Annotated in this window: 10 protein-coding genes and 1 other annotated feature; of the genes, 9 read left to right on the forward strand and 1 reads right to left on the reverse strand. The window is 39.4% G+C overall.

The window, feature by feature from the left end:
• The 7 genes from dnaA to gyrA all read left to right on the forward strand — a co-directional run bounded on the left by dnaA (nt 1) and on the right by gyrA (nt 9,709).
• Nucleotides 1–1,344: a chromosomal replication initiator protein DnaA gene (gene dnaA / locus P3U61_RS00005; protein ID WP_015729836.1), complete on the forward strand. Its 1,344-nt coding sequence runs from the start codon at nt 1–3 to the stop codon at nt 1,342–1,344.
• 171 nt (nt 1,345–1,515) lie between these two features.
• Nucleotides 1,516–2,649, forward strand: coding sequence for a DNA polymerase III subunit beta (dnaN, locus tag P3U61_RS00010; protein ID WP_014612662.1), 1,134 nt, complete (start codon nt 1,516–1,518; stop codon nt 2,647–2,649).
• A 282-nt stretch (nt 2,650–2,931) separates the two neighbouring features.
• Nucleotides 2,932–3,621 (forward strand): DsbA family protein, encoded by a 690-nt coding sequence (locus P3U61_RS00015; RefSeq protein WP_127504828.1) that lies wholly within the window; start codon nt 2,932–2,934, stop codon nt 3,619–3,621.
• A gap of 119 nt (nt 3,622–3,740) precedes the next feature.
• Nucleotides 3,741–3,980, forward strand: coding sequence for an RNA-binding S4 domain-containing protein (locus P3U61_RS00020; RefSeq protein WP_019166052.1), 240 nt, complete (start codon nt 3,741–3,743; stop codon nt 3,978–3,980).
• Complete coding sequence (gene recF / locus P3U61_RS00025; RefSeq protein WP_037541975.1) at nt 3,977–5,092, forward strand: DNA replication/repair protein RecF; 1,116 nt, start codon at nt 3,977–3,979, stop codon at nt 5,090–5,092. Before P3U61_RS00020 ends, recF begins: the two co-directional genes overlap by 4 nt.
• Before the next feature lie 13 nt (nt 5,093–5,105).
• The gene (gene gyrB, locus P3U61_RS00030; protein WP_370863261.1) at nt 5,106–7,037 is read left to right on the forward strand and encodes a DNA topoisomerase (ATP-hydrolyzing) subunit B; all 1,932 of its coding nucleotides are present in this window, start codon (nt 5,106–5,108) and stop codon (nt 7,035–7,037) included.
• Between the two features lie 35 nt (nt 7,038–7,072).
• On the forward strand, nt 7,073–9,709 hold the full coding sequence (gene gyrA / locus P3U61_RS00035; RefSeq protein ID WP_275304457.1) for a DNA gyrase subunit A: 2,637 nt from the start codon (nt 7,073–7,075) through the stop codon (nt 9,707–9,709).
• 251 nt (nt 9,710–9,960) lie between these two features.
• On the opposite strand, the gene P3U61_RS00040 is transcribed toward gyrA, so the two are convergent.
• Complete coding sequence (locus P3U61_RS00040; RefSeq protein ID WP_014612668.1) at nt 9,961–10,776, reverse strand: NAD(P)H-hydrate dehydratase; 816 nt, start codon at nt 10,774–10,776, stop codon at nt 9,961–9,963.
• A 349-nt stretch (nt 10,777–11,125) separates the two neighbouring features.
• Between P3U61_RS00040 and hutH the strand changes: the two genes are divergently transcribed.
• Complete coding sequence (gene hutH, locus P3U61_RS00045) at nt 11,126–12,628, forward strand: histidine ammonia-lyase (RefSeq protein WP_020219988.1); 1,503 nt, start codon at nt 11,126–11,128, stop codon at nt 12,626–12,628.
• A 49-nt stretch (nt 12,629–12,677) separates the two neighbouring features.
• Nucleotides 12,678–12,871, forward strand: a binding site (T-box leader).
• A gap of 74 nt (nt 12,872–12,945) precedes the next feature.
• Nucleotides 12,946–14,226, forward strand: a complete 1,281-nt coding sequence (serS, locus tag P3U61_RS00050) for a serine--tRNA ligase (protein WP_015729830.1) — start codon at nt 12,946–12,948, stop codon at nt 14,224–14,226.
• Nucleotides 14,227–14,410: the final 184 nt, after the last annotated feature.

Consider the following 14,410-nt stretch of genomic DNA (forward strand, 5'->3'; position numbering starts at 1 on the left):
ATGTCAGAACAAGAAATTTGGGATAACGTTCTCAGCTTATGTAAAGAAAATGTCACTACTGTTTCATATGACACTTGGCTCAAAGACACAACACTCTATGCTCTATCTCGTGATGAAGCTATCGTTATTGCAGCACAGCCTTTTATTGCGAATTGGCTTACTACTAACTATACAAAGCTGATTAAGCAATATTTAGAAGCTGTCACGCAACAAACCATTAACACCATTAAGTTCATTACTGAAGAGGATCTACAAGAACTTAATGTCGCTTCGTCATCTCATCAATCAGGTCATTCGACACCTGTTGAACCCGTTGTGTCTGGTGAGCAGTTCAATACAAACAACACTTTTGAAACGTTTGTAATTGGACCTGGTAACCGCTTCCCGCACGCTGCAAGTCTTGCTGTTGCGGAATCACCTGCCAATGCCTACAATCCACTCTTTATCTATGGGGGCGTAGGTTTAGGAAAAACGCATCTTATGCACGCAATTGGACATTACGTGTTAGAAAATAATCCAGATGCGAAAGTGCTTTACACGTCAAGTGAAAAGTTTACGAACGAATTCATTCAATCGATTCGAAACAATGATACTGAGTCATTCCGTGAAAAATATCGTAACATCGATATTCTATTGATTGATGATATTCAGTTCATCCAAAAGAAAGAACAGACGCAAGAAGAGTTTTTCCACACTTTCAACGATTTACATCAAAACAAGAAGCAAATCGTCATCTCTAGTGATCGCCCGCCAAAAGAAATTTCAACTTTAGAAGAACGTCTTAAATCACGCTTCCAATGGGGACTTATCGTGGACATTACACCACCTGATTTCGAAACACGTATGGCGATCTTACAGAAAAAAACTGAAGAAGAAAATCTCGATATTCCGATTGAGTCTTTAACTTACATTGCCAATCAGATTCAGACGAATATTCGTGAACTTGAAGGTGCTTTGACACGTGTCTTAGCCTATTCAAAACTTCAAGGAAAACCCATCACAACAGAACTCACTGCCGATGCATTAAAAGATATTATTCAAGTGACTAAAACTAAAAAAATCACGATTCAAGATATCCAAAAGGTTGTCGGCGAATATTATGGCGTGCGTATTGAAGACTTTGTAGCTAAGAAAAGAACGAAATCTATCGCATATCCGCGACAAATCGCAATGTATTTATCACGTGAGCTAACAGATTTTTCATTACCTAAAATTGGAGAAGAATTTGGTGGTCGTGACCATACAACAGTCATCCATGCACATGATAAAATTAAAAAAGATATCGAAAATGACCCAACTTTACGTCAAGAAATCGAAAGTTTGGAAAAAGATATCCGAAGTTAATTTGTGGATAACGTGGAAAAGTTGTACACATGATACACAGGTTATCCACATGTGAATAACCTTTATTTTCGCGACTTTTTTAAAGTTATCCACTAATCCACAGCACCTATGACTATGATTACTAATTTATTAATAACTATAACTATATAAACGACTGAAAGGAGTTTATAGATGATGGAGTTTTCTATTCAAAGAGATTATTTTATCACTCAATTAAATGACACATTAAAAGCTATTTCACCAAGAGCAACTTTACCCATTTTAACGGGGATTAAAATAGATGCGACGAATGAAGGTATTGTTTTAACAGGATCTGATTCTGAAATCTCAATCGAAATCACAATTCCTAACCAAGTCGATGGTCAAGAAATTATTAACGTGGTTGAACCAGGTTCAGTCGTGTTACCAGGCCGCTTCTTTGTGGACATTATTAAAAAGCTACCAGGTAAAGAAGTTAAACTTTCAACAAACGAACAATTTCAAACATTAATTACTTCAGCACATTCTGAATTCAACTTAAGTGGACTTGATCCAGATCAGTACCCACTTTTACCACAAGTTTCAAGTGATGATGCACTACAATTACCAGTAAAAGTGCTGAAAAACATCATTGCACAAACGAATTTCGCAGTGTCCACCTCAGAAACACGCCCAGTATTGACAGGTGTGAACTGGCTTATACAACAAAATGAATTATTATGCACTGCGACCGATTCACACCGCTTGGCTGTAAGAAAGTTGAAGCTTGAAGAAGAGATTGAAGATAAAAATGTCATCATTCCTGGTAAAGCATTAGCAGAGTTAAACAAAATTATGACTGACAGTGAAGATCATATTGATATTTTCTTCGCATCGAACCAAGTATTATTTAGAGTAGGCAATGTCAACTTTATTTCACGTTTATTAGAGGGACATTATCCAGATACATCTCGTTTATTCCCTGAAAACTACGAAATTAAGTTAGGGCTCAATAACTCTGATTTTTATCATGCGATTGATCGTGCGTCGTTACTTGCGCGTGAAGGTGGCAATAATGTCATCAAATTAAGCACAGGTGATACGCAAATCGAATTGTCTTCTACATCACCAGAAATTGGTACGGTTAAAGAAGAAGTGACTGCCAATGATGTTGAAGGCGGCAACTTAAAGATTTCTTTCAACTCGAAATATATGATGGATGCACTGAAGGCTATCGATAACGAAGAAGTTGAAGTAGAATTTTTCGGTACGATGAAACCATTTATTTTAAAACCGAAAGATGACGACACTGTGACACAACTTATTTTACCAATCCGTACGTACTAAACCGGCGCACCTATAAAAAGCAGTTGGCTACCAGACCAACTGCTTTTTTAATGCTTAGCTAAAACATTAAGATTTTCCTAATAGTTTGCACAAAATATGTGAAACTTCTCAGAGACAAAGTTAAAAGCAATATCCACCAGCATTTCAGCGGTGTCACCATTTCAATGTGTTGCAAAAAAATGACAAAATTTTAAAGTCATTTCCTGAACTTACACGTGTAATTATTCAAAGTGATTTAACTTTAGTATAATTAATATAACGAATGAATGGAGGAATGGACCTATGTTAAAGAAAAATAAATGGTTGATTATATTCATTGTTGTCATACTCGTTGCAGGTATCTTTTTTAGCTTAGCCACTTTCAAAACATCGAAGAAAGGAAATAGCGGATCAGATGAAACACTTGCAGCAGAGACACAAAAGCAACCGACACAAGGTAAAAAAGATTCTAAAGTATTACTCGTAGAATTTGGAGACTTTAAATGCCCGTATTGCGGAGATTTTGAACGTAATATCAAACCTAAATTAGAAAAAGAATATATCGACAATAACAAAGTTGAATTTCGTTATGTCAACGTATTAATCCATGGGGAGGAATCTGAACTCGGCGCTAAAGCAGCACTCGCGGTGAATCAATATGCCCCTGACAAATATTGGCAATTTCATCATGCACTTTTTGAACAACAACCTAACAATAAAGATGATGTTGGGAGTCAACATTGGTTAACAGACGATTTAATTCAACAGCAATTACAAAAATTAGATTTGAGTGAGCAAGAACGTAAACAAATTACGGTAGCTTATCGTGACGAAAAAGGAGCGATAGCTAAGCGCGCGCAAGAAGATCATGCATTAGCGAAAAAAGAGGAAGTCCCATACGTACCCGCACTCTATGTGAACGGTAAACAGGTTGAAGACGAGACAGATTTCGACGCGATTAAAAACGAAATCGACAAAGCGCTTGAACAATAAAATAGCTGTACATCCGTTGAAACAGATTCACATGTTCCACATGAAACTTTTACGTGAAAATTCCTTTCTAGAGCATGAAATTTTCGTAATAAAAATGTATAATATATAAGTGAATAAATATGAATGGAGTGATGAATTTGGCTGAGGAAGTAATCGTTGATGGCGCACTAACTTTAGGACAATTTTTAAACTATGAAGGCATTATTGAATCTGGGGGCCAAGCGAAATGGTTCTTAAGCGAATATGAGGTCTTCTTAAATGGCGAATTGGAAACGCGTCGTGGCAAAAAACTGCAAGATGGCGATCAATTAGACATTCCTGAAGTAGGTTCATACATCATCAAATTCGGTGAGCAATGAAACTCAAAACACTCCAACTAGAAAATTATCGCAATTATGAACAGATAAGCCTCGATTGTCATCCCGAGGTCAATATCTTAATCGGAGAAAACGCACAAGGGAAAACCAATTTATTAGAATCGATTTATACTTTGGCACTCGCTAAAAGCCACCGTACGACGAATGACAGAGAATTGATTCGCTTTAATGCTGAGTATGCTAAAATAGAAGGTGAGCTTAATTTTCGTCATGGCACGATGCCGCTCACGATGTTTATTACGAAAAAAGGTAAAAAAGTTAAGGTGAATCATTTAGAACAGAGTCGTTTGACCCAGTATATTGGCCATTTGAATGTCGTCCTCTTTGCCCCGGAAGATTTAAGTATCGTCAAAGGTGCACCACAAGTGAGACGGCGTTTTATTGATATGGAGCTCGGTCAAATTTCGCGCTTGTATTTGAATGATTTATCTCAATATCAACGCATTTTAAAACAACGTAATCATTATTTGAAGCAACTGCAGCTCAAAAAGACACAAGATACGACGATGCTTGAAGTATTGAATCATCAATTTGTAGAATATGCGGTTAAAGTGACTCAGCGTAGGCAGCAATTCATTAAAGAGTTAGAATTGCTTGCCGCGCCGATTCATTCTGGGATTACGAATGAACGTGAAACTTTGACACTGCAATATTTACCAAGCATCAAAATAGAAGACGTCTCGCAGTCTGAGGACGTCTTAATTCAACAAGTGCTAGAAGATGTGCAACACCATATGGAACGTGAAATTGAGCGAGGTGTGAGTTTGTATGGACCGCACCGTGACGATTTAGCATTTCAAGTGAATGGCATGGATGCACAAACTTACGGCTCTCAAGGTCAACAACGCACAACAGCACTTTCGATAAAATTAGCAGAAATAGAATTAATGAATCAGGAAGTGGGGGAATACCCCATTTTATTACTTGATGACGTCTTAAGTGAGTTGGATGATGCACGTCAAACACATCTTTTGAGCACCATTCAACATAAAGTACAAACTTTTGTCACGACCACGTCAGTAGATGGTATTGATCATGAAATTATGAAGGATGCAAAGGTATATCGGATTACACAAGGAAATATAAAGCAATAGGCAGAAAGTGAAGGTGGAAGTTTTGGCTGATGTGAACAACTCAGAAAACTATGGCGCAAGTCAGATTCAAGTATTGGAAGGTCTTGAAGCGGTACGTAAGCGACCAGGTATGTATATTGGTTCAACTTCAGAACGCGGTCTGCATCATCTCGTTTGGGAAATTGTCGATAACAGTATTGACGAAGCACTTGCAGGATATGCTGATAACATAGAAGTAGTCATTGAGAAGGATAATTGGATTAAAGTTACGGATAATGGACGTGGGATTCCTGTTGATATTCAAGAAAAAATGGGACGTCCTGCAGTTGAAGTTATTTTAACAGTATTACACGCGGGTGGTAAGTTCGGCGGCGGTGGATACAAAGTTTCAGGTGGTTTACATGGTGTGGGCTCATCAGTAGTAAACGCCTTAAGTGACACATTAGAGGTTTATGTGCACAGAGATGGTCGTATTCATCATCAAGCGTACCATAAAGGTGTCCCTGCTTTTGATTTAAAACAAGTAGGCGATACAGATCAAACAGGAACAGTCATCCGTTTCAAAGCGGACGGTACGATTTTCCAAGAGACAACAGTTTATAACTATGAAACATTACAAAAACGTATTCGTGAATTGGCATTTTTAAATAAAGGCATCCGTATTACGCTCACAGACGAACGTGACGAAGAAAATGTGCGTGAGGATAGTTATCACTATGAAGGTGGAATTAAGTCGTATGTGGAGCTTATAAATGAAAATAAAGAGCCTTTACATGATGAGCCGGTTTATGTTCATCAAACACGTGACGATATTGAAGTGGAAATCGCACTACAATACAACAGTGGTTTTGCAACAAATCTACTGACATATGCGAATAACATTCACACGTATGAAGGTGGGACGCACGAAGACGGCTTTAAACGTGCATTGACAAGAGTGTTGAACAATTATGGTACACAAAGCAAGTTGATTAAAGAAGATAAGGATCGTTTATCAGGTGAAGATACACGCGAAGGCTTAACAGCAGTCGTGTCGATTAAACATGGTGATCCACAATTCGAAGGTCAAACGAAAACAAAATTAGGTAACTCTGAAGTTCGTCAAATTGTTGACCGTGTCTTCTCAGAGCTTTTTGAGCGCTTTTTATATGAACATCCACAGGTGGCACGCATCATTGTAGAAAAAGGGATTATGGCATCACGCGCACGTATTGCTGCTAAAAAAGCACGTGAAGTCACGCGCCGTAAATCTGCTTTGGACATTTCAAGTTTGCCAGGTAAATTAGCTGACTGTTCGAGTAAAGATCCGTCTGAAAGTGAGATTTTCTTAGTAGAGGGTGACTCTGCCGGGGGGTCTACAAAATCAGGTCGTGACTCACGTACACAAGCGATTTTACCGTTGCGTGGTAAAATTTTAAACGTTGAAAAAGCACGCTTAGATAAAATTTTAAACAACAATGAAATTCGTCAAATGGTAACGGCATTTGGTACTGGCATTGGCGGCGAATTCGATATTTCGAAAGCACGCTACCATAAGATTGTCATTATGACCGATGCGGATGTCGATGGTGCGCATATTCGTACGTTGTTACTCACGTTCTTCTATCGCTTTATGCGTCCGTTGATTGAAGCGGGTTACGTGTATATTGCACAACCACCGTTGTATAAACTGACGCAAGGTAAGCAAAAGTATTATGTGTTTAATGACCGTGAGCTCGATAAATTAAAAGAAAAACTGAATCCTACGCCAAAATGGTCTATTGCACGCTATAAAGGTTTAGGTGAGATGAATGCGGATCAGTTATGGGAGACAACAATGAATCCAGAAAACCGTGCGATGTTGCAAGTGACGTTGGATGATGCGATTGAAGCAGACCAAACTTTTGAAATGTTGATGGGCGATGTCGTTGAAAATCGTCGTCAGTTCATTGAAGATAATGCCGTATACGCGAACCTGGATTTCTAGAATGAGAATTGGAAAATGAGAAGGAGGATATCTTGATGGCTGAAACATCTGAATCAAGAATTAATGAACGTAATATCAGCAAAGAGATGCGCGAATCGTTTTTAGACTACGCGATGAGTGTTATCGTATCTCGTGCTTTGCCAGACGTAAGAGATGGTCTAAAACCTGTACATCGTCGTATTTTGTATGGCCTCAATGAACAAGGGATGACCCCTGACAAGCCGTATAAAAAATCTGCCCGTATCGTAGGGGATGTCATGGGGAAATACCATCCACATGGTGACTCGTCAATTTATGAAGCAATGGTACGTATGGCACAAGATTTCAGCTATCGTTATCCACTTGTAGATGGTCAAGGTAACTTCGGTTCGATGGATGGTGATGGTGCCGCGGCAATGCGTTATACAGAAGCACGTATGACAAAGCTTGCACTAGAATTATTACGCGACATCAATAAAGACACGATTGATTTTATCGACAACTATGACGGTAATGAGCGTGAACCGAGCGTCTTGCCATCGCGTTTCCCTAATTTGCTCGTCAATGGTGCCTCAGGTATCGCGGTTGGGATGGCGACCAATATCCCACCACACAACATGCGTGAAGTGATCGATGGCGTACTGAGTCTAAGTCATAATCCAGACATTACGATTAGTGAATTGATGGAAGACATTCAAGGCCCAGACTTCCCAACTGCCGGATTAATTCTTGGTAAAAGTGGGATTCGACGCGCATACGAAACAGGTCGCGGTTCTGTCATTATGAGAGCTAAAGCTGAAATTGAATCTCGTGGTGGCGGTCGTGATCGTATTGTCGTGACAGAAATTCCATTTCAAGTCAATAAAGCACGTATGATTGAAAAAATTGCGGAATTAGTCCGTGATAAAAAAATCGATGGCATTACGGATTTACGTGATGAAACGAGTTTACGTACAGGTGTGCGTGTCGTGATTGATGTGCGTAAAGATGCGAATGCGAGCGTCATTTTAAATAATTTATATAAACAAACACCACTTCAAACATCATTTGGGGTGAACATGATTGCTTTAGTCAATGGACGCCCTCAATTGATTAACCTGAAGCAAGCCCTTTATCATTACTTAGAGCATCAAAAAGAAGTTGTACGTCGTCGTACGGAATACAATTTGCGTAAAGCGAAAGACCGTGCCCACATTCTTGAAGGTCTAAGAATTGCCCTGGATCACATTGATGAAATCATTACAATCATTCGTGAATCAGAGACAGATAAAGTAGCAATGGAAAGTTTACAGTCACGCTTTGCTCTGTCAGAACGCCAAGCACAAGCGATTTTAGACATGCGTTTAAGACGTCTGACAGGCTTAGAACGCGACAAAATTGAACAAGAATATAATGATTTAATTGCGTATATTGCTGAATTAGAAGCGATTTTAGCGGATGAAGAAAAGCTATTAGAACTTGTCCGTGAAGAATTGACTGAGATTAAAGAGAAGTTTGGCGACGATCGTCGTACTGAAATTCAACTCGGTGGTATTGATCAATTAGAAGATGAAGATTTAATCCCAGAAGAGCAAATCGTTATCACATTGAGTCATAACAACTACATTAAACGTTTACCTGCTTCAACATACCGTGCGCAAAATCGTGGCGGTCGAGGCGTACAAGGCATGAATACACTTGATGACGATTTCGTAAGTCAGTTAGTGACGACAAGCACGCATGATCATGTGTTGTTCTTTACAAACAAAGGACGTGTCTACAAACTGAAAGGTTATGAAGTGCCGGAACTCTCCCGTCAGTCTAAAGGGATTCCAATTGTTAATGTGATTGAACTCGATCAAGATGAAGTGATTAGTACGATGATTGCGGTGAAAGACCTAGACTCTGAAGAAGACTTCCTCGTATTCGTAACGAAAAAAGGTTTAATTAAACGTTCAGCATTAAGCAACTTCAACCGGATTAATCGTAACGGTAAAATTGCTATCAAATTCCGTGATGATGATGAACTGATTGCCGTGCGTCTAACAGATGGCGAGAAACATATTCTTATCGGTACAGCCCAAGCGTCACTCATTCGTTTTAAAGAAACAGACGTACGTGCGATGAGCCGTATTGCTGCAGGGGTGAAAGGGATCCGTTTAAGAGACGGTGATGAAGTCATTGGTTTAGACGTTGCAGACGATGACAATCAAGATGAAATTCTAGTCGTGACAGAAAAAGGTTACGGTAAACGTACATCGATAGAAGACTACCGTCTATCTAACCGTGGCGGTATGGGTGTGAAAACAGCGAAACTGACAGAACGAAATGGTCGACTCGTATGTATTACAACTGTAGAAGGCGACGAGGATTTAATGGTTGTGACAAACCAGGGTGTGATCATTCGTATGGAAGTCTCTAATATTTCTGTCAACGGTCGTATGGCGCAAGGTGTGCGTCTCATTCGATTAGATGAAGAACAATATGTGTCGACAGTGGCAAAAGTGAAGAAAGAGCCAGAAGACATCGAAGCGGATGAACATACAACCGCATCAGAGGCAAGTGATGATGTAGAAGTTGTTGTCGATGATGTGACTCCTGGCGATACGATTCACACGGAAGCCCCAGAACCAGAAGTATCATCAGAACGTGAAACATTGAGAGAAGACTTTATGGATCGCGTGAATGAAGATATTGAAAATGAAGATGAATAACTTATAAATTGAAAAGGCGATGGTCTCATGTCATTTAGAGATCATCGTCTTTTTCTTTAGTTACCTTGTTACCGTTAGATTGCTGAATCATGCGGCGCGTTCCCAAGGGTAGCATTTTAACTAGCCATCGCTTTGTTTGAATTGTACATGTGTAGTAGAAGCATGAATAACCAATCGATTTCCTTATTAAAACAAATAGACTCGGATCACATTGAAGTTTCCGAGTCTTTCTTCCTACGATTTGTAAAATATTATTTTTCTTCTAATTGCTTCATCGCATAAGGAATTTCATCAATAATTTTTGATGGGGGTACGACATACATATCCTTTGACAACTTATCGCCAATATAACTGTGCGTATAAGTTGCACTTGTAATTGCATCAATCACGTTGTCAAATTGTCCTACAAAGCTTGTAATCATGCCGGCAAGTGTATCACCCATGCCGCCTGTTGCCATCGCTGGGCTACCGACTTCAAGCTTGTATGCGTCATTTTCAAAGTATATTTCTGTACCGTGTTTTTTGAGCACGACCGTACCACCTAATCGATCAACTGCTGCACGGTTTGTTTCATATGTTTGTTCCTCAATCGGAATGCCGCTCAAACGCTCCCACTCTTTTTGATGTGGTGTGTAAATGACATTGCAAGCTGGAATTTCAGGTTTAAGCTTGCTTACGATTGAAATCGCATCACCATCCACAATTAAAGTGTGGTGGGGTTGAATATTTTGCAGTAAAAATGTCATTGCATTGTTACCTTTAAAATCTAACCCTAAACCTGGTCCGATTAAAATACAATCAGAAGCTTCAATCATTTTCGTTAGTTTTTTCGTATCGTTGATGTCAATGACCATTGCTTCAGGACAACGAGAATGTAATGCGACATGATTTGTTGGATGCGTTGCGACTGTAATTAAGCCACTTCCGCTGTATACACAAGCGCGTGCTGCTAACATGATTGCGCCACCTAAATTGGCATTGCCCCCAATTAACAGAATACGTCCATAGTCACCTTTATGTGTGTCATCCTTACGTTTAGGAATGTGAACAGCTGACAATGTTTTCACGTTTGAGACCTCCTATCTGGAATTTCCATTATTACAACAAGATATATTATACCTGGTTTGCTCGTTCGTCAATAGGCATTCTAAGGTTTCAATGTGACCCTTTGTGATAGCGCTACGCAAACGTGAGCGACTATGCATGTTCCCCTATTTTGTAGCCCTTTTATTTTTTTGAAAAAGTAACTTAAATTTCGATATTTGTTTAAGTGAGTTCATTTAGTACGTTAAAAGGTTAATTTGATACCATATTACGAGTTTGGCTGAAAGTATTGTGAAAACGATATCCTAAAACTATACTTGAAAGAAATAGACATTTTGTGTGTCACGTGATGAAGGAGATGGGAGGATTACAATGACATTACGTTTAACAGGCGAGCAGCTGACGATTGAGGCTATACGACAGTTTTTAGCATATGAGGATAAAGTAAAAGTGACTGAGGAAGCACAGGTGCGCGTGGAAAGAAGTCGTGCGATTGTGGAACGGATTATTGCCAATAAAGAGACCGTGTATGGGATTACAACAGGATTTGGTTTGTTTAGCGATGTACTGATTGATCAACAGAAGTATAATCAATTACAAGTCAATTTAATACGTTCACATGCGTGTGGTATCGGTGCACCTTTTGCATCGAATGTTTCGCTCGTGATGATGATTTTACGTTTAAATACTTTACTGAAAGGGCATTCAGGCGTGACGATGGAATTAGTGGATCAATTGGTGTTTTTCATCAATCAACGTATCATTCCTGTTATCCCACAACAAGGTTCTCTCGGTGCTTCGGGTGATTTAGCGCCATTGTCACACCTTGCCTTAGCGTTAATTGGTGAAGGTAAAGTTGAATACCAAGGTGAAGTTTTAGATAGCTCAGAGGTCTTAAAACAGTTGAACCGTAAGCCTTTAACGTTACAAGCGAAAGAAGGATTGGCACTGATTAATGGTACACAGGCGATGACAGCACAAGGGGTCATTTCATGGATAGAAACTGAAAATTTGGCATACCAAGCAGAATGGATTGCCGCGTTAACACATCAAGCGTTACATGGTATTACAGATGCTTATCATGAAGCGGTTCACCAAGTGCGTAACTTTGAAGAACAGACAGCTGTAGCAAGACGGATGTCAGACTGGCTTGAAGGATCCAAACTCACGACACGTCAAGGGGAAATGCGTGTTCAAGACCCTTATACATTGCGTTGTATTCCACAAATCCATGGTGCAAGCTTCCAAGTGTTTCAATACGTTCGTGAAAAGTTAGAATTTGAAATGAACGCAGCAAATGATAATCCGCTTATTTTTAATGAAGGTGATAAGACATTGGTCATTTCTGGCGGTAACTTCCACGGTCAACCTGTCGCATTCGCTTTGGATTTCTTAAAGCTTGGGACAAGTGAATTGGCAAACGTTGCGGAACGTCGTCTTGAACGTTTAGTCAATCCGCAACTCAATGGGGGTCTCCCTGCTTTTTTAAGTCCAGAACCAGGTTTGCAAAGTGGTGCGATGATTATGCAGTATGCGGCAGCGAGTCTTGTATCAGAAAATAAAACATTGGCGCATCCGGCGAGTGTTGATTCGATTCCTTCATCCGCCAATCAAGAGGACCACGTATCAATGGGGACGATTGCGTCACGCCACGGCTATCAAATTTTAGAAAATACACGACGCGTCATTGCGATTGAAGCGATTATTGCGTCACAAGCAGTCGAAATAAGAGGGGTTGAACAATTGTCACCCAAAACACGTGAACAGTATGAAGCATTGCGTAAAATCGTGCCATCGATTCAAGAAGACCGACCATTTCATCAAGATATTGAAAATGTGGCGAAATATTTAAAGAATCTGGCGTATCAGAAATAAGCTTGCTATTCGAAATTTTCTTTGTTATATTAAATGTGAAATCGAAATAAATAATTGTTTGTGGATTAAGTAGTATAGCAATGGAATTAGAGAGTTTGTGGTCGGTGAAAACAAATGTACAGACCTATACGAAATCTACCCACGTTTTGAAAACAATTCGGGTGAAACCGTTAACTTTTGTGAGAGTGCAGGCATATTCTGTCTGTTAAATAGGGTGGCAACACGTCAAACCACGTCCCTTGTGTGAGGGATGTGGTTTTTTATTTTGAGTCATCCTCCTTAAATTTTTAAATTACTTTATGAAAGGAAGTCGACTTATGTTAGACATTAAATTATTTAGAAATGAGCCAGAGAGAGTTAAGGAGAAAATTGCGTTACGTCAAATGGATCCATCAGTTGTAGATGAAGTGTTAGCGTTAGACCAACAACGCCGTGATTACATACAACAAACTGAAGAATTAAAAGCAGAACGTAACAAAGCTTCTCAACAAATTGCTGAAAAGAAACGTAATAAAGAAAATGCGGATGATGCGATTAAAGCGCAACGTGAAGTAGGAGAAAAAATTAAAAATATCGATGCACAGTTAAAAGAAGCGGATACGAAATTAAATGACATCTTATCACGTATTCCAAACCTTATTCACGATGATGTGCCTGAAGGTGAAGATGATTCTGATAACGTAGAACTTAAAAGATGGGGAACACCACGTGAGTTCGACTTTGAAGCAAAAGCGCACTGGGACTTAGTAGAATCACTAGAAATGGCAGACTTTGATCGTGCCGCACGTGTGTCTGGTGCACGTTTCGTTTATTTAACGAATGACGGTGCTAAATTAGAGCGTGCATTAATGAACTTTATGATTACGATGCATACGACACAACATGGTTATCGCGAAATGATGGTACCACAGTTGGTGAATGCTAAAGCGATGTACGGTACAGGTCAATTACCTAAGTTTGAAGAAGATTTGTTTAAAGTAGAAAAAGAAGGCTTATACACAATTCCAACTGCTGAAGTGCCTTTGACAAACTACTATAGAGACGAAATTGTACAGCCGGGGGTCTTACCAGCTAAGTTTACAGGTCAATCAGCATGTTTCAGAAGTGAAGCGGGATCAGCTGGCCGTGATACACGTGGCTTAATCCGTCTGCACCAATTCAATAAAGTTGAAATGGTGCGTATTGAAAAACCTGAAGATTCTTGGGATGCTTTAGAAGAAATGACATCAAATGCAGAAGCGATTCTTGAAGCATTGAACTTACCATACCGTCGTGTGATTTTATGTACAGGCGATATTGGTTTCGGTGCAAGTAAAACATATGACTTAGAAGTATGGTTACCAAGCTACAGTGACTATAAAGAAATTAGTTCATGTTCAAACTGTGTAGATTTCCAAGCGCGTCGTGCCAATATCCGTTTCAAACGTGATAAAGATGCCAAACCTGAATATGCACATACGTTAAATGGTTCAGGTTTAGCAGTAGGTCGTACATTTGCGGCGATTGTAGAGAACTATCAAAATGAAGATGGTACGATTACAGTGCCTGAAGCGTTAGTCCCATTCATGGGTGGTCAAACAGTTATCAAACCGCTTTAAGATAAAATGGACGTTACAAACAACCCAATATAGAATAGCTGAAATCAAAACAGGAGGTCGTATTTTTAATATGTGACCTCCTGTTTTTTTAGCATGTGAAGAGGGTAGGGGGGTAAAAAGTAATCAAAATAACAAAATAAGACGCACCTCATCAATTATTATCTCAATATTCTAAAATTAACAT

It is taken from the genome of Staphylococcus pseudintermedius (genome assembly GCF_034042775.1).
Classification (GTDB): Bacteria; Bacillota; Bacilli; order Staphylococcales; family Staphylococcaceae; genus Staphylococcus; species Staphylococcus pseudintermedius.

Coding starts and splice junctions, on each gene's coding strand:
- dnaA (WP_015729836.1), top strand. CDS start 1: ATGTCAGAACAAGAAATTTGGGATAACGTTCTCAGCTTATGTAAAGAA.
- dnaN (WP_014612662.1), top strand. CDS start 1,516: ATGATGGAGTTTTCTATTCAAAGAGATTATTTTATCACTCAATTAAAT.
- P3U61_RS00015 (WP_127504828.1), top strand. CDS start 2,932: ATGTTAAAGAAAAATAAATGGTTGATTATATTCATTGTTGTCATACTC.
- P3U61_RS00020 (WP_019166052.1), top strand. CDS start 3,741: ATGAATGGAGTGATGAATTTGGCTGAGGAAGTAATCGTTGATGGCGCA.
- recF (WP_037541975.1), top strand. CDS start 3,977: ATGAAACTCAAAACACTCCAACTAGAAAATTATCGCAATTATGAACAG.
- gyrA (WP_275304457.1), top strand. CDS start 7,073: ATGGCTGAAACATCTGAATCAAGAATTAATGAACGTAATATCAGCAAA.
- hutH (WP_020219988.1), top strand. CDS start 11,126: ATGACATTACGTTTAACAGGCGAGCAGCTGACGATTGAGGCTATACGA.
- serS (WP_015729830.1), top strand. CDS start 12,946: ATGTTAGACATTAAATTATTTAGAAATGAGCCAGAGAGAGTTAAGGAG.